At 34.7% G+C, this 18,221-nt stretch carries 11 protein-coding genes; 6 read left to right on the top strand and 5 right to left on the bottom strand.

The genetic code is table 11. The annotated features are described in order from the left end of the window. The first annotated feature begins 77 nt into the window (after positions 1-77). The 4 genes from DYE60_RS03915 (at position 78) to DYE60_RS03900 (ending at position 3,274) form a co-directional block, all read left to right on the top strand. Positions 78-314 carry an alternative ribosome-rescue factor A gene (locus DYE60_RS03915; protein ID WP_115315334.1) on the top strand — a complete coding sequence of 79 codons (237 nt, stop codon included), beginning with the start codon at positions 78-80 and terminating at the stop codon, positions 312-314. 42 nt (positions 315-356) lie between these two features. After that, positions 357-1,472 carry a carboxynorspermidine decarboxylase gene (gene nspC, locus DYE60_RS03910; RefSeq protein WP_115315333.1) on the top strand — a complete coding sequence of 372 codons (1,116 nt, stop codon included), beginning with the start codon at positions 357-359 and terminating at the stop codon, positions 1,470-1,472. Between the two features lie 28 nt (positions 1,473-1,500). Next, complete coding sequence (gene paeA, locus DYE60_RS03905; protein ID WP_115315332.1) at positions 1,501-2,793, top strand: polyamine export protein PaeA; 1,293 nt, start codon at positions 1,501-1,503, stop codon at positions 2,791-2,793. A 145-nt stretch (positions 2,794-2,938) separates the two neighbouring features. After that, positions 2,939-3,274 (top strand): DUF496 family protein, encoded by a 336-nt coding sequence (locus tag DYE60_RS03900; protein ID WP_115315331.1) that lies wholly within the window; start codon positions 2,939-2,941, stop codon positions 3,272-3,274. A gap of 74 nt (positions 3,275-3,348) precedes the next feature. Here the strand turns inward: DYE60_RS03900 and DYE60_RS03895 are convergent, their stop codons facing one another. Genes DYE60_RS03895 through DYE60_RS03885 form a run of 3 tightly spaced genes read right to left on the bottom strand, consistent with a single transcriptional unit; the run spans position 3,349 to position 6,107 of the window. Beyond that, positions 3,349-4,119, bottom strand: a complete 771-nt coding sequence (locus DYE60_RS03895; RefSeq protein WP_115315330.1) for a Nif3-like dinuclear metal center hexameric protein — start codon at positions 4,117-4,119, stop codon at positions 3,349-3,351. Positions 4,120-4,167: 48 nt separating this feature from the next. Further along, entirely contained in the window at positions 4,168-5,880 is a 1,713-nt protein-coding gene (locus tag DYE60_RS03890) for a DUF3413 domain-containing protein (protein ID WP_115315329.1), read from the bottom strand. 2 nt (positions 5,881-5,882) lie between these two features. After that, the gene (locus tag DYE60_RS03885; RefSeq protein WP_115315328.1) at positions 5,883-6,107 is read right to left on the bottom strand and encodes a YejL family protein; all 225 of its coding nucleotides are present in this window, start codon (positions 6,105-6,107) and stop codon (positions 5,883-5,885) included. A gap of 511 nt (positions 6,108-6,618) precedes the next feature. On the opposite strand from DYE60_RS03885, the gene DYE60_RS03880 reads away from it, so the two are divergent. After that, positions 6,619-15,666, top strand: a complete 9,048-nt coding sequence (locus tag DYE60_RS03880; protein ID WP_115315327.1) for a hypothetical protein — start codon at positions 6,619-6,621, stop codon at positions 15,664-15,666. Between the two features lie 169 nt (positions 15,667-15,835). Here DYE60_RS03880 and DYE60_RS03875 read toward each other — a convergent pair whose 3' ends face one another. Together DYE60_RS03875 and DYE60_RS03870 are read right to left on the bottom strand one after the other, a co-directional pair. Next, complete coding sequence (locus tag DYE60_RS03875; protein ID WP_115315326.1) at positions 15,836-17,068, bottom strand: multifunctional CCA addition/repair protein; 1,233 nt, start codon at positions 17,066-17,068, stop codon at positions 15,836-15,838. Positions 17,069-17,154: 86 nt separating this feature from the next. Next, positions 17,155-17,646 carry a peptidylprolyl isomerase gene (locus tag DYE60_RS03870; RefSeq protein ID WP_115315325.1) on the bottom strand — a complete coding sequence of 164 codons (492 nt, stop codon included), beginning with the start codon at positions 17,644-17,646 and terminating at the stop codon, positions 17,155-17,157. 274 nt (positions 17,647-17,920) lie between these two features. Here DYE60_RS03870 and ybfE point away from each other — a divergent pair, with 274 nt between their 5' ends. Then, positions 17,921-18,211, top strand: a complete 291-nt coding sequence (gene ybfE, locus DYE60_RS03865; RefSeq protein ID WP_115315324.1) for a LexA regulated protein — start codon at positions 17,921-17,923, stop codon at positions 18,209-18,211. The last annotated feature ends 10 nt before the right edge of the window (positions 18,212-18,221 follow it).

Raw genomic sequence — 18,221 nt, 5'->3', positions numbered from 1 at the left:
TTATAAACGTTTTTTTGATTGTGATATACTAGATTAAGCAATGTTAGTCAATTTAAAATGTAATTTAAGGAGTAAAAATGGCTAAATTAAACTATAACCATCAACGTGGTGAAATAAAAGAGAGTGTGATTAAAGCAATGGTCACTGATCCATTATTTAGAACACGAATAGTTAAAAGTAAAAAAGGAAAGGGAAGCTATCAGCGTAATGAAAAACACCGAAAAGCAGTCTTAAAAGGTGAAAGCCCATTTAAAAATATTCTAGTTAGATTCTTTTTAAATGGGTTTTTTAAATCCTATTATCATCACAACTAAATTAGTTATAATAAAAAAATATATAAATTTAAAGGAATAAAAATGGAACAACTACAAACCCCTTACTATTTAATTGATAAATCAAAACTACAACGCAATATGGAAAAAATTGCGTATGTGCAACAAAAATCAGGGGCAAAAGCCTTATTAGCATTAAAATGTTTTGCAAGTTGGTCGGTGTTTGATTTTATGAATCAATATATGGCAGGGACGACTTCATCATCACTTTATGAAGTCAAACTTGGTAAAGAAAAATTTGGCGGAGAAACTCACGCTTACAGCGTGGCGTACAGCCCAGATGAAATTGATGAAGTGGTAGCAAATGCAGATAAAATTATTTTTAACTCAATCAATCAATTAAAACGCTACAAAGATAACGCAAAAAATATTCAACGTGGTTTACGAGTCAATCCACGAGTCAGTACATCTAGTTTTTTACTTGCTGATCCCGCTCGTCCTTATAGCCGATTAGGTGAATGGGATTTGCAAAAAATCAAAAAAATCTTACCGCTTATCAATGGTTTTATGTTCCATAATAATTGCGAAAATCCAAGTTTTGAGAAATTTGATGAAATGCTAACTCATATTGAAAACACCTTTGGTGAAGTATTACATCAAGTGGATTGGGTCAGTCTTGGGGGCGGAATTCATTTTACTGGCAAAGATTACCCAATCGATCAATTTGCGGATCGTTTAAAACAATTTTCAGACACTTTTGGCATTCAGGTTTATTTAGAACCAGGTGAAGCCTCAATTACATTAAGTTGTAGTTTTGAAACGACTGTTTTGGATATTGGCAAAAATGAGAAAGATTATGTGATTGTGGATAGCTCAATCGAAGCTCATTTATTGGATCTGTTGATCTATCGCAGTGAAGCTCGTTTGTTAGAAGATGAGTTTCACGGAAAAGGAGATTATCAATATTTAGTGTGTGGAAAATCTTGCCTAGCGGGCGATATTTTTGGTGAATATAAATTTGAAAAACCGCTACAAATTGGTGATCGAGTGTCATTTTGTGATACGGCAGGTTATTCAATGGTTAAAAAGAACTGGTTTAATGGTGTAAATATGCCGTCTATTGCCATTAAAGAGCTGGATGGAACGGTGAGATTGGTTAAACAGTTTGGGTATCAGGATTATGTAGAGAGTTTGTCGTAATTCCTTAATTTATAGAGAGTAAATAGCAATGAGTTTATTTGAAGCAATGTTAAGTCTTATTGTGCTGATAGTCATCAGTGCAATAGTTTCGTCATCAGAGATAGCTTTAGCAGCGGCAAGAAAATTAAAATTGCAAGATCTTGCGGATAAAGGAAATAAAAAAGCTTCGCAAGTGTTAAAGCTACAAAAGCATCCTGGTCATTTTATTACAGTGGTGCAAATTTTTCTTAATATGGTAGCGATTTTAGCTGGTATTATTGGAGAAGGTGCAATTAGTCCATATCTGTATGAAGTGTTTAGACCTTATCATCATATTAGTGGAATGGAAAATGTTAGTTCTTGGCTCTCTTTTTTAATTGTAACTATTTCTTTTGTTTTATTTGCTGATTTAATCCCTAAGCGTTTTGCTATTATTTATCCTGAAAAAGTAGCTGTGTTTACTGTTAATATTCTTCTGCTATGTATTGTAATTTTTAAACCACTAGTTTGGGTATGTGACTACATCGCAAATACATTTTTCCGTTTGTTCAGGATTTCAACGATTCGGGATGATAATATGACATCAGAAGATCTTTTTGCGGTGGTTGATGCTGGGGCTAAGGCGGGATTATTAAAGGTTCAAGAGCATTATTTAATTGAGAATATTTTTGATATGCAGGAACGTACGGTGACTTCTGCGATGACAATGCGTGAAAATATTGTATTTTTAAATCGTTCTTTTGGGAAGGAGCAAGTATTAGCGACGATTAAGGCAAATTCTCATTCTAAATTGTTAGTGTGTGATGAGAAAGGAATTGACAAAACATTGGGTTATGTAGAGAGTCATCATTTATTGACATTGTACTTGCAAGACAAAGAGGTAAAATTAACGGATCAACAAGTGTTACGCAATGCGTTATTTATTCCTGATACTTTGTCATTATATGAGGTGTTAGAGCAATTTAAGTTATCTGGTGAGGATTTTGCAGTTGTTGTAAATGAATATGCATTAGTTGTGGGTATTGTAACCTTAAACGATGTGATGAGTATTGTCATGGGTGAGCTTGTTTCGAGTGAGGAAGAGCAGATTATCAAACGTGATGAGAGTTCTTGGTTGATTGATGGAGTCACGCCATTGGAAGATGTAATGCGTGCATTGGATATTGAAAAATTTCCTGAGACTGAAAACTATGAAACTATCGGTGGTTTTATGATGTATATGCTACGTAAAATTCCAAAGAAAACGGATTTTGTGTTGTGGGATAAATACAAGTTTGAAATCATAGATACTGATAATTTTAAAGTGGATCAGTTGTTAGTTTCGATTAAAAAAGATAACTAATGTTAGAAAAAAATTTTTAATTTGTGAGCTAAATCATATTTTTTAAAATTAAATCAATTAGTTTGTAAAAATACTTTGACGAATTGCATCAAAAGTTCTAGGATTTACGCAGTTTAATTTTAATATTTTATAGGAGCACTTTATTATGGGAAAACAAACACAATCTTTTCAAGATATGCTTGACTACGTACATTTATATCGTTTAAAAAACAAATTGTTACGTGAAACAGCAGAAAATGATCGTAAAATTCGTGATAATAGAAAACGTGTTTTATTACTTGATAACTTAAATCAGTATATTACAGATACAATGACTGTTGAGGAAATTCGAGCAATCATTGCACATATGAGAGATGATTATGAAAGCCGTGTTGATGATATTACTATTCGTAACGCTGAGCTTTCGAAAGAGCGTCGTATTATTCGTCAAAAAATGGCGGTACACGCAGGTAAAAAACCAGTAAAAGATGCTGAAAAGTAATAAAAACTGATTTTAAATAAAGAAAAAACACCAAGCTAAAAAGTTTGGTGTTTTTGTATTTAAGTATTAAAAAATCAGGCTGGATTAGGAATATCAATAAACTCCACATCTAATCCATATTCATCTGCTAACCATTGCCCAACCGCTTTTATACCATCTCTTTCTGTGGCGTGGTGTCCTGCTGCAAAATAGTAAATGCCTTGTTCACAAGCACTGTGATGCGTTCTTTCTGAAATTTCCCCTGAGATGAAAGCATCTAAGCCTTTTGACGCAGCTAGATCAATATAATCTTGTCCACCACCGGTACAAATTCCGACAGTTTTAATTTGTTTTTGAGAATATTCTTCTATGAAATCATTACAAAGCGTTGGTGTTCTGCCTAATGCTTTTTCAATGCGTTGTGATAATTCTTCGGCTGAGATAGGTGTCTCTAATTCGCCATAAACAGGAATAGAATAAGTAGTATCTTCTAAGCCTTGTAAGTTTGAAATGCCTAACTGTTTAGCGAGCAAGGCATTATTTCCTAGTTCTGGGTGTACATCAACGGGTAAGTGATAACCGTATAGATTGATATCATTTACTAGTAATTGTTTAATACGTTTACCTTTCATTCCACGAATGCAAGGGGATTCATTTTTCCAAAAATAACCGTGATGTACTAAAATAGCATCGGCATTACGTTTAATTGCTTCATTGATAAGATGTAAACTTGCTGTTACACCTGTTACAATTTTACGAATTTCAGTTTTCCCCTCAACTTGTAAACCATTTGGGGCGTAATCTTTTATTGCATTACTGTCTAATTTTGAGTCTAAAATACGTTCTAATTCTAAATTATGTAACATTTACTTTCCTTATAAGCGGTCATATTTTTAATAAAATTTGCAAATTTATTAGTGTTGTTTTTCTATAAATTGATTGCTATCAAGGATAAGTTGTAAAAACAGATTAAGTGGTGGTTCAACATTCTGTTTTTTGCCTTGTGCATCAAAATATCTAAATGAGCCTTTACTTGGTCTGAGTTGGAATTGTTCATTGGTTGGCATAATTGCTACTCGCCAGTGATGATTTGCACTTAATAGCCATTTGCGATCATTATCTTTCATTAGGTTGATTCCTTGAGCGTAGTCAGAAATCGGATTTTTAACACCTAAAAACTCATTCAGCAATGTTGGCATTATATCTAAGTTGCTTGATAGCTGTTGATAATATTGGCTTTTTTCTTGCCAGTAAATCATCATTGGTATGTGAGTACGCAATTTTTCAAACGAATTATTGGTTCTGTTCGTTTTATTTATATCAGATGTGATGATGACAAGCGTATTTTGCAATAATTCTTGCTGTTCTAAGGTTTGCCATATTTGAGCGATTTGCTTATCTAATGACTGTGTTGACTGAGCTAAGTTTAAATCTAAATAGCTGAAGAAAGGCGTTGAGTGGTTATTTACAAACCATTGCTGCCATTTCTGTATTGCTTGATAATTTGAGTCCGTTGGATACAGATTTTGCTTATTAAACACGTTTTTATCATTAAATAAAGCTTGGTGATAGATCGGCTCTTTAAATCCATTTGCTGAAAAAGCCCCTAATTTATATTGATGGTGCTGCAACGTTGTGATTAACGGCGAGGCTTTATGTTCATTCAAAATAGAATCTACATATTGCCCTGTTAAACCATAGAATAAATTGACAGTGCTTGCTATTTTGGTATCACCAGCAGTGTAATGTTGTGTGAAGTTCAGAGATTTTTGACTAATTTCAAACAGGTTAGGCATTTTCTCCGCAGAAATAACCTGATTAGTTAAATTTGAAATATTGATAATGACAAAATTAACTTTCTGCTGTGGTTCTTTCATTTCTAATGCGTGTTTTGGATAGTCCAAATAAAATGCATCAGAATGCCCACGCTGTTTAACTTGTTGTTCTAATATTGAACGATTCGCTAATCCGTGTTTTTCAAAGAAGGTTTTTGCCGTCATTGGGTAAGAAAGAGGATAGTTTGCTTTTTGAGCGGTAATTGGGCGATATAACATAATATCAGCCCAAGCATAAAATAAATGTGTTGCCATAAAGCAAGTGATGAAGAAAACTGCAACAAATTTCCCCCACTTTTGACGACCGAAGCGGCGTAATTTATGCCATACCCAATAAGCACTTGCGATTTCAAAAAGCAGAATCGCAAAAATTGGAATAATAAATTGCCAATGACTAAAAAAATCAAATCCCTTAGGGCTAATAAAGAGTTTCCAGACCAAAGGGGATAAATGTAGATAGAGAGTTTTAAATACTTCAGTATCAATAAGAAGAATGCTCATTCCTATTGTTGCCACAACGACCGATACTGCACGAAAAGCTCGCTGATTTTTAATGATGAAACTTAATGGAAAAAGTAACAGCACATAAACAGCGAATATAATAAAACTAAAATGCCCGAATAAACTAATAAAAAAATAGAGCTTACCAAATAAAGTATTTGGCCAGTCAGCATTAAAGGCATAGCGAGAGGCGATAATTAAGCCAAGCCCGATATTAAATAATGCAAACCAATGTCCCCAAGTAATTTTTGGGGAAATTGTCTCGGCACGTTGTTGAAAGTATTTAAACATAGTTAGTGTTTAGTAATAAGTGAATTTTTTAATGCTTGTGAAAATGTTTCTGCCAAGCGTTCTCGTTGTTGTGGGTCGTTTACATTATTCAGCAAAATATTACTTACCATATTGCCTAATACCATTAAAGACAAATCCACTGGGGTTTTGTTCTTTTCAAGGACGATAAGTAATTCATTTAATAGTGTATCGAGTTGTTCGTTTTGATATTTTGATTTGATTGCCATGATTTTTATGAAGTTTGGTTTGTTAACTTGGATGGAATGATAGCATAACTTTTTATTTGTTATGAATAACTTTATTTAACTATTTTGATGTTTTAGGAGGTGTTTTTTGATTATAGACTGTAAAAATAGGAGAGATTAGATAATATTGTAGATGATTATTTCGTAACGAAAGGCTAATTTTATCTCATATTTTGAATGAAATGCCACTGAGCGGATCAAATTTTAAACAGGTGTGTTATAATTGGACGCTCTGCACCATATTAGATGGAGGTGCTTATTTTAATTTCTAGAAGAAGTTATATAGGTTTTTTACCACTTATGAATTAAGAAAATTGTATGTTGGTAAGTTAGGAATTAAAAGGGTGCAGTAACACTAATGATTAAATAGACAACTAAATAATTAAGTATGAGAAAATATTTTAATAAAAGCATAGTTGTTATGATACGACATAACGTATCTGAATTTTAACAAATCTATAATATAGAAATTCAAAAATTTAGAGGAAAAATAATGACAAATATTCAAGTTATATTACGTGATAATCAAGAAGTAGAAAAAGTATATGATGTCACAAGTGGAGATTTATTAACAATTCAAAATGTGAGGGGAGTGAATTATGAACTTTATAATACTCTAAATAAAACGGCTCCTCAGAATATTATTGCGAGACGTGTAGGGCAAGATCTCCTCATTATATTAGATGAAAATGAAGGGAAAGGTAGTTCACTAGAAATTGAACCAGATATTCTTATTAAAGATTATTATGGAAATATTGAAGAAGAAAAAGCCAAGGGTTTAGATAAAAGTGATGGAGAAGTAACGAATGCGACAGGTATTTTAATTGGCTTGCATGAAAATGGTAAATATTATGCTTATATTCCAGAATCAGCAGAAACGGTAGATGCAGTTAGTATTTTAGAAGATGGAGACGCAAAACCACAAGCCATTGGTGGTGATGAATTAGCTTATGGAGTCTTTTTTCCTTGGTGGGGATTATTAGGATTATTCGCTCTTATTCCTTTATTTTATGATGATTCTGAATCATCGGAACATACAGAACCTACAGTGATAGAACTACCAAATATTGATGAAAAAGTCACTCAAAATATGGGTGATCCAGTGACAATTGATATTATTGAAAAAAGTAAAGGTAAGCTTGATCCTAAAACGATTAAATTATTAGACAAAGATGGTAAGGAAGTTACAGTTATCGATGTGGCAGATGAGGGGACGTGGACGGTTGACCCTAATACAGGGAAAATAACATTTACGCCTGATATAGGCTTTGAAAAAGATCCGACGCCAATTAAATATACTGGAACTGCTATTGATGGAACTAAAGTAAAAGAACCATCAATTATAAAAATTGAGTATAAAGATACTATCGAAAATGATGTTCCGACATTAACTATTGAAGCAACCCCTGTTGTAGAAGGAGAGGAATCAACGGTCACAGTTAAATTAAATAAAGTATCAAATGAAGATATTGTTGTGATGATTACTAAGCCAGATGGTACGAAAGAAGATGTAACAATCGTAAAAGGTCAGAAAGAAGCTTCTATTAAAGTGCCAACAACGGATGATGGTCATGTTGAAGCAACACAGCACTTACCTGTTAAAGCTGTTGTGAAAGCAGGGACAACCACGAATGGTAAAACAGTTCTGAAAACAACGATAGAAGAAACGGATAATGATCAACCGACGGTGAGTTTGGTAGGTGATGAAGTTGTTGAAGGTGAAAATGCAACGATTATCGTGAGACTAGATAAAGTATCAACAACAGATGTTGTAGTGGCATTGAGCAAACCGAATGGGGAAGAAGTTGAGGTTATCATCCCGAAAGGAGAAAAATCTAAAAAAGTCATTGTTGCGACGGCGGAAGATGAGAATGTAGAAGATACACAAAATCTTATCGTGAAAGCGGTAGTGAAAAGTAATAATACAACAAATGGTACGAATGAAATCACCGCAACAATCGTTGAAAATGATAATGATGTTCCGACATTAACCATTGAAGCCACCCCTGTTGTGGAAGGAGAGGAATCAACGGTCACAGTTAAATTAAATAAAGTATCAAATGAAGATATTGTTGTGACGATTACTAAGCCAGATGGTACGAAAGAAGATGTAACAATTGTAAAAGGTCAGAAAGAAGCTTCTATTAAAGTGCCAACAACGGATGATGGTCATGTTGAAGCAACACAGCACTTACCTGTTAAAGCTGTTGTGAAAGCAGGGACAACCACGAATGGTAAAACAGTTCTGAAAACAACGATAGAAGAAACGGATAATGATCAACCGACGGTGAGTTTGGTAGGTGATGAAGTTGTTGAAGGTGAAAATGCAACGATTATCGTGAGACTAGATAAAGTATCAACAACAGATGTTGTAGTGGCATTGAGCAAACCGAATGGGGAAGAAGTTGAGGTTATCATCCCGAAAGGAGAAAAATCTAAAAAAGTCATTGTTGCGACGGCGGAAGATGAGAATGTAGAAGATACACAAAATCTTATCGTGAAAGCGGTAGTGAAAAGTAATAATACAACAAATGGTACGAATGAAATCACCGCAACAATCGTTGAAAATGATAATGATGTTCCGACATTAACCATTGAAGCCACCCCTGTTGTGGAAGGAGAGGAATCAACGGTCACAGTTAAATTAAATAAAGTATCAAATGAAGATATTGTTGTGACGATTACTAAGCCAGATGGTACGAAAGAAGATGTAACAATCGTAAAAGGTCAGAAAGAAGCTTCTATTAAAGTAGCAACGAAGGATGATCAAGAAGTTGAGACAGTACAGGAATTACCAGTTAAAGCGGTTGTAAAAAGTGGTGATATTGCAAATTCAAAAGATCCATTAGTTACAAAAATTATTGAATCAGATAATGATAATAAGGCTGACAAACCAACATTAAGTATTATTGGTGATGAAGTTATAGAGGGAGAAACGGCAACAGTTACATTAGTGTTAGATAAACCATCTAATGAAGATGTTGTAGTGACCTTGACAGAACCAGATAACACGACAGTTGATATAACTATTCCAAAAGGTGATGTTAAAAAGACAGTTGAAATAGCGACAAAAGAAGATGGTATTGTGGAAGATACCCAAAAATTGCCTGTGAGAGCAGTTGTGACAAGTAACAATACGACAAATGGTAATACAGCAGTCACAACAGAGATTGAAGAGTTGGATAATGATAAACCAACGGTAAGTTTGAGTGCGACGTCAGTTGTTGAGGGTAACGAATCTACAATAACAGTTTCCTTAGATAAAGCATCTAATGAGCCAATAGTCGTTACAGTTACAAAACCAAATGGTGATAAAGTTGATGTTACGATCCCAAAAGGAGCGACATCACAGACAATCCAAGTAGAGACGGAAGATGATGGAGAGGTTGAAGATACTCAAGAATTACCTATTGTTGGTGTGGTTAAGTCAGGGGATACAACGAATGGAAAAACACCACTTAAAACGGTAATTGAAGAAACGGATAATGACAAACCAACATTAAGTATTATTGGTGATGAAGTTATAGAGGGAGAAACGGCAACAGTTACATTAGTGTTAGATAAACCATCTAATGAAGATGTTGTAGTGACCTTGACAGAACCAGATAACACGACAGTTGATATAACTATTCCAAAAGGCGATGTTAAAAAGACAGTTGAAATAGCGACAAAAGAAGACGGTATTGTGGAAGATACCCAAAAATTGCCTGTGAGAGCAGTTGTGACAAGTAACAATACGACAAATGGTAATACAGCAGTCACAACAGAGATTGAAGAGTTGGATAATGATAAACCAACGGTAAGTTTGAGTGCGACGTCAGTTGTTGAGGGTAACGAATCTACAATAACAGTTTCCTTAGATAAAGCATCTAATGAGCCAATAGTCGTTACAGTTACAAAACCAAATGGTGATAAAGTTGATGTTACGATCCCAAAAGGAGCGACATCACAGACAATCCAAGTAGAGACGGAAGATGATGGAGAGGTTGAAGATACTCAAGAATTACCTATTGTTGGTGTGGTTAAGTCAGGGGATACAACGAATGGAAAAACACCACTTAAAACGGTAATTGAAGAAACGGATAATGACAAACCAACATTAAGTATTATTGGTGATGAAGTTATAGAGGGAGAAACGGCAACAGTTACATTAGTGTTAGATAAACCATCTAATGAAGATGTTGTAGTGACTTTGACAAAACCAGATAACACGACAGTTGATATAACTATTCCAAAAGGTGATGTTAAAAAGACAGTTGAAATAGTAACCAAGGATGATTCAGAGATTGAAGATACTCTAGATTTACCTGTTAAAGCTGTTGTTAAATCAGGTAAAACAACAAATGGAACTGAGGAGCTTACAGCCTCCATTGTTGAAAGTGATAATGATATCAGTATGGATATTACACATATTGGTCGAGTAGATCAGCCAGTAGCGGGAGACGGTAGAGAAGATAACACGGCAAATGAATATGGTCTTATTGATAATCAAACGATAGTGATTAAAGGAACTACTCAAGGTGTACCAGCAGGAACTCCTGTTACAGTTATTATTTCTACGAACACAGATGTAGTTGAAAGTAGTAAATACACTAAAATTGCAACAGTGAAAGAGAACGGTGATTGGGAAACTACGTTACCAGCAAATCAAACTGTGAATTTAATATTTGCGAAAAATCAGCCGCTTGAGGTGAGTGCAACGGTAACCGCGAAAGGTAAAACGGTTACGGATATAGATAAATCGCCAGTAACTAATACGAATGTATCTATTTATCGTACAGGGGCAGATTTTATCCAAGAAGATGTAATAGAAAAACTAACCTTTGAAATTAAGCAAACAGAGGATAGTAATAATGATGTTGCCGTAAGTTTATTGGATACGACAGTAACGGTCAAAATAGATACGATGATTACAAATAGTATTAGTAAGAATGATATTGACCATATTATATTTACTGACGCTACGGGTAATTCAAATAATTTAACAGAAGCTCAAATTAACGATCTATTTGCAAATGGGATGAATATTACGATCCCTGCTGGTTCAACAGGTATACCGAAGTTTGATATTTATCCAAAACCGGATACAGCAGGAGAAAGTAATGAAGTGGTAAAAATGAAGATTGAAAATTCCACAAATGTACTTTCACCTATCGGGCAGGATTCACAGCAAGGAACAATTATTGATAATGATCTCCATATTGATATTACGTCTATTGGCGATAATCAACAGCCAGAATCAGGTAATAATAGTGAAAATGGTGTAAATATTGTAGCAAATGCGAATGAATACGGGGTACTTAAACCTAATGGCGATCTTGTTATTAGTGGTACATCTGATGCTCCAAATGATTCGGTAGTTACTTTAACTGTTGCAACGAATAAAACATCTTTATCAGATCTAACAACAAAAGTTAAAGATGGACATTGGTCGTATATTGTACCAAAAGCCCAAATGGATGAATTAAGCTTTGAAAATGGAAAACCTCTTGAAGTGACAGCAAGTGTAACCAAAGTTAATTTAACAGTGGAAGATATTGATAAGACCAATATTCAGCTTGCACTACCAACGATTGATATTGTATCGATCAATGGTACTACACAGCCAGCCGATCAAGATACTGTGGTAACAAAAGATACAGCTAATAAATATGGCTTTATCAATAAACCAAACTTTAACCTTAATGGCGTAACGACTGAAGTTGAAGATGGTAAGGATGTGACGATTACTATTACAGATGCAAATGGCACAACGACACGGGTTACTACAACAGTAATAAATGGAGCTTGGTCTGTTGATGTAACAGAGCAAAATATTTCAAATCTTGATTTAACCAAAGGTAATTTAACCTTTAAAGCTAGTGTAACTAATGATGCTGCTCAAACTGCGACAGATACTGATTTAGCACCGATTGCAAAAACTAAGGTAATAGTGGTCTCTCCCAAAACAGTAACAGAAGGTGATAGCACAAATACATTTATTGTAAATGAAGTGAAATTAGATAATCCAACAGCAAGTGATGTAGTAACCAAAATTAGCTTTCCTGTGATTACAGGTGAGGAAATGGCAACTAAGCCAACTGATTACACAGATGTTGAATACTTTGATGTTGCAAGCAATGCTTGGAAAGCAATATTTTCAGCGGATAATCCAAATGGTGAGGGTAACGTTAAATTACCACACAACGGCTCTGTTGTGAAAATCAGAGTTAAAGTAGCCAATGATGATGTTGCAGAAGCAACTGAAAAATTACAACTAAAAGTGACCGCTTTACCGGAATATAATGGTCTGTTTGAAACTGATACAGATAAATCAAGTGCTGTGGTAAATATGATCAATGATGATGATATGACAATTGATATTACATCAATTGCTGGTGTAGTTCAGCCAAATGAAGAAAGCAATAACTCATTAGGCGATAATAAATACGGTAAGATAACTGATTTAAGTCAAGGTATAACGATTGAAGGTAAAACAGAGAATATTCCAGCTGGAACGCAAGTGAATGTGAAAATTGAAACTAATGTGGATAATGTATCAGGAAGTAAATACGATAGTGAAAAAGCGATTGTTAAAGCCGATGGTACTTGGTCATTAACGTTATCTAATGAGCGTGTGAAAGCATTAAGTTTTAAACAAGATGAGCCATTGAAAGTAACTGCGACGATTTCAAAAGAGAGTAAAACAGTTAAAGATGTGGATCAAATCGATGTGATTAAAACTGAACTAGCGATTGAGCGTACAAGTGCGACAAGTATTAACGAAGGTGATAATGATGTGAAACATACCTTTGTGATTAGTCAAATAGAAGTTGGAACCCAAACCCAAACAGCAAGCCCAATGCCGACGACGGTAAAAGCAAAAATTGATACAAGTGTGACGGATAGTATTGACAAAGCTGATATTAAGAAAGTGGTTTATACAGATTCAGAGGGTCATATTCATAACTTAACGGATACTGAAATCAATAACTTGTTAAATGAAACAGGTTTTGATGTGGTTATTCCTGCAAATTCAACAGGTAAACCAACATTTGACGTAGTTATTGAAAATGATGACAATGCAGAAAGTACCGAAATTGTTAAAATGACTATTTCTGAGACTATCAATATGGCTCAAAAAGGGTTGACGAGTATCGTTAAAGCTCACGCAGAAGGCACAATTGTAGATAATGATTTACATATTGATATCACCTCAATAGGTACAGGTAATGATCAACCTAAAAATGGTAATGGTGCTGAAAATGACGAGGATAATGTTGCGAATGCAAATAAGTATGGCGAAGTACAATCTAATAGCGATATCGTTATTAGTGGTACATCTGATGCACCAAATGGCTCAACGGTTAATTTAACAGTTGCTACAAATACAGATGTTGCATCAGGAAGCAAATATACATCAGGGCTAAGTACAACCGTTGAAAATGGACATTGGTCATATACTCTACCAGCTGAAAAAGTGGCTCAATTAACTTTTGCAGAGGGAAAACCTTTTGAAGTTACTGCAACGGTCACCAAAGGTAATTTAACTGCAATGGACACAGATAAAACAGATGTTCAAATTGAACCGACTATTATACCAAAATCTGCTCACGTTTCAGAGGAAGGTCTAGTATATGGAGTTAGAGATAATGTCGGCGTAACCACTGATGCTGATACAACCAATGCAGTTGAAGGTTTTGGTAAAGTAGCAACTACCTCAACAGTAAATAATGTGGATATTGATGCACTAAATGCACTTAAATTAACCCAAAATGGTGAGCCTATTACTTGGGAATACAACAATGGAAGTAAAGAACTGATCGGAAAACTTGCAGATGGTTCAAATTTTGTAACGGTGAATTTCAACGATCAAAAAGCAGGAGAGGGAGAAAATGAAGGCTTAGATTATAAAGTAACATTGCATAAATCAATTGATCACACTGGTGGTGTTAAACTTGATTCTAACAACAGTGGTGCGAATGAGCAGGATTTAACCATCCCAATTCAATTAACCACTGCGGATGGTTCAAGTATTTCAACAAGCATTGTGATTGAAGATGATAGTCCAAATGCAGAAGATGTAACCAAAAGTGTGAGTAAAGAAGATTCACTTACCAGATTCAATATTATGCTTACAATTGATGGTTCAGGTTCAATGGTACGAGAAGATCAAGGGGAAAGTGCTGTCCCTAAACCGGGTGGTGGTTTCTATACTAAATGGGAATTGGCTGTTGATGCAAGTTTAGCAGTATTACAAAAATATGAAGAAAACAGCAGAACAATGGTTAAATTTAACCGTTACAGTGATGGTTTAGTTCAACGAGATGGATCGAATGCTGATGTTATTACTGACTGGATGACCGTAGAACAAGCAAAAGCATTCTTATTAAATGATGATCCTAAAGGTGGTAACAGTAACTTTGCGAAAGGATTAAGACAATGGAATGAAACAACGAATGATATTCCGTATGCAGATAAAACAATTTCGTACTTTATTACCGATGGTAACCCAGAAGGTTCATTAAATCCTTGGAGATTTAATCGTTTTATTCGTAAGGGGGAATGGCAGGATATTTTAAATACCTATAAGGTTGATATGTCATATGCTGTTGCTGTGGGACGAGATGCTGATGATAATAATTTAATGAAACTATCATATGATAGAGAGCATCCGGAGAATCCACAAGCAGGGCTAATTCGTGTTGAAAATGGTTCATTGATTAAAACAGCAATATTACAAACCGTTAAAGAATATAAGCCTATAGCAATTACACAATCGCTATTAGAAGGCGACATTACTAGTGGTACAGCGGGTGTTGATACAATGTTTGGTGGAGATGGTGGTTTTGTTTCAACTATTCGAGTTGAAGGTAAAACTTATACCTATGATGCTAAAATGAATATCTCAACATCATATGATGGAACACATAAGCAAGGTGATCACATAGAAGTTACGTTAAATGATGGAAGCACGATTGACTTTAATATGCACTCAGCACAATATACTTACAAACCTTCGGTTAAAGCACAAAAAGCAGCGACGAAGGCAACGCAACAAGTTAATATAGAATTTCAATTAACGGATAGTGATGGGGATACATCGGAATTTGCAACCAACCACTTAGACTATACTGTAACAGCAAGAGCACAGGATAGAGCAGCAAGCGACATGGTTGGGTTAAACGAAAATGGTACAGATGATAATGATGTGATTGCGTACAGTAATGATCATCACATCGACGGTAGTACAGGTTTCGATGTATTAGTATTTGACCAGATTTCAGGTGAAATCCATTTAGATACAAGTAAAATCTCTAACATTGAACTGTTTGATTTAGAGGATAAACAAACACAAAATATCACTCTTACAGAGAACGACGTACTCAATATGACAGATACACATAATCAATTATTGATTGTGGCAGATGAAAATGACACTGTTACGTTAAAAGGGTTTACTCAAACTGTGGATCCTAAGCATGAAGGTGTTTACCACACCTATGTCAATGGAGACGCAACGGTGTATGTTGATAACAATGTGGAGAACATTATTTTATAATATGTTGATATAAAAATAAAAACAGCGACTTCAGTCGCTGTTTTTTTATGAAAAACTTGATTTGCAAATTTTAGTTAAAATATGACCGCTATATTTTAAATTTTTTTTAAAGACCAGAAAAGAAACTTAGTTACAGTTTCACTTATGATATAAATCTTAATTGAGCTTATCAATTTAAAATATAATGAGAAATGGCTTGTTGCCGCCGTTTATTTAATTCTTCCCGAATTGCCTGTTTTTCATAGCCATCTGCAATCACTTGTTGTACGCTTACCTGACTTGCAACTAAATAAAGCTGCTTTGCATATTCTCTTTGTGGATATGTTCGATCTTCAAAACCTAAACGTCCTTTACTGTCTGCTTCACAGACCAATAGAAAATCAAAAAAACGTTCAGGTTTTCGCCACACATCAAATTTATTAAATAATTTCATTACCGTTTTAGGCTTTAATTCCATAATCTTATGGCAATGAGTGTGATATTCAGCGGTTAGCTTCGCAAAATCTTTCAAATGTGTAGGTACTTTTAAACGATTCGACAAGGTCATTGATAAACCGACACCACGTTGTTCGTGTCCATAATGATGGGGTAAAATTGCCTTATCTGTCGTGCCTTTGCCTACATCGTGACATAATGCACCGAATAACGTCATTTCAGGATCATTGGCTTCAAGGCTTAATTTTTTTGCTTGCTCCAATACCATTAAAGCGTGTACGCCACAGTCTATTTCAGGATGATGCTTTTCAGGTTGAATAATCCCAAAAAGTTGATCAATTTCAGGAAATAGCACTTTCAATGCCCCAACCTCTCTTAACGCATAAAAATAAATATGAGGTGATGGCGTATTAAATGCTTTACGTGTTTCTAGCCAGACACGTTCAGCCGTAAGATGATCAAGTTCACCACTAGCGGTCAGATTTTTCATTAAATTTACCGTTTCTTTGGCAATCGTAAAACCTAAATGATGAAAACGAGCAGCAAAACGAGCAACACGTAAAACACGCAAAGGATCTTCTGCAAACGCAGGAGAAATATGGCGAAGAAGTTTATTTTTTAAATCTTGAACACCATTAAAAGGATCGTGCAAATTGCCATCAAGATCTTGAGCAATCGCATTGATAGTTAAATCTCGGCGGATAAGATCTTCTTCAAGGGTAATTTCAGGGGAAAAATCACAAATAAACCCATTGTAACCTTTGCCACTTTTTCGCTCCGTGCGAGCAAGGGCGTATTCTTCTTTGGTTTTAGGGTGTAAAAAAACAGGAAAATCATTACCGACTTGTTGAAACCCTTGATCTAATAAGCGTTGAGGTGTTTCACCCACCACAAGCCAATCTCGATCTTTTACAGGAATATTTAATAATTGGTCACGAACGGCACCGCCGACAAGGTAAATTTGCATAGGTTATACACGTAGAAACAGGGTATGCCCTGTTTATCAAAAATAAATATTAAAAAGACAGCGTTATACGCTGTCTCTACGAAGAATTACTCAACAGTGACTGATGTGATAACCACTTCTTCTTTTGGTACATCTTGGTGGAAACCACGATTTCCTGTTTTCACGCCTTTGATTTTATCAACTACATCCATTCCTTCAACAACTTCAGCAAATACAGCATAGCCCCAGCCTTGCATTGTTTCTGATTTGTGATCTAAAAACGTATTATCTGCAACATTGATAAAGAATTGAGCAGACGCTGAATGTGGATCAGAAGTACGAGCCATTGCAAGCGTACCACGAGTATTGCTTAATCCATTATTTGCTTCGTTACGAATAGTCGCTTTGGTTTTTTTCTCAATAAAACCGCTCTCCATACCACCACCTTGAATCATAAAACCGTCAATAACACGGTGGAAGATAGTATTATCGTAAAAGCCTTCTTTACAATAATCTTCAAAGTTTTTTGCGGTAACTGGTGCTTTTTCAAAATTTAATTCAATTTTAATGTCACCGAAATTAGTATGTAATGTAATCATTTTGTATCCTTTATTTATTAAAAATTATAAGCGGTCATATTTTCGCATTTTTTTGCAAAAAGTGAAAGAAATGTTATTTATTCATTGGAATAAACTTTGTATGGACATAATTGAAAAATGAATAAAAAATGTAAACAAATTGTTAATAGGCGTATATTTAAACAGAATTTTTAAATGCTTTATTTTCAATATAATAAGAATATGGTATATTTAAAAATCATTTATAGGATTCTCATTTTCATTTAGAGTGGGCAATAAAAAGTGTGATAATTTAATGGCAAAACAAGACGTAGATTGTATAACCTTAGATTTATTTGCACAAGAGCCAAGAGTTGGGCGTCCTCGTAGTAATCCGTTAAGCCGAGAGCAACAAATTCGGATCAATAAACGTAATCAATTAAAAAGGGATCGTTCATCAGGCTTAAAGCGAGTAGAACTGAAGTTACACTCTGATCTCGTAGCAGTTTTAGAAGAAATGTCTAAAAATCAAAATGTTACACGAGGTCAGTTAATTCAAAAAATTTTAAACGAGTATATCAATAAACAATTTATTGATTATGATTAAATTAAGATAG

This window comes from Phocoenobacter uteri (genome assembly GCF_900454895.1).
GTDB classification, from domain to species: domain Bacteria; phylum Pseudomonadota; class Gammaproteobacteria; order Enterobacterales; family Pasteurellaceae; genus Phocoenobacter; species Phocoenobacter uteri.
This window is presented reverse-complemented; position numbering and strand designations above follow the sequence as displayed.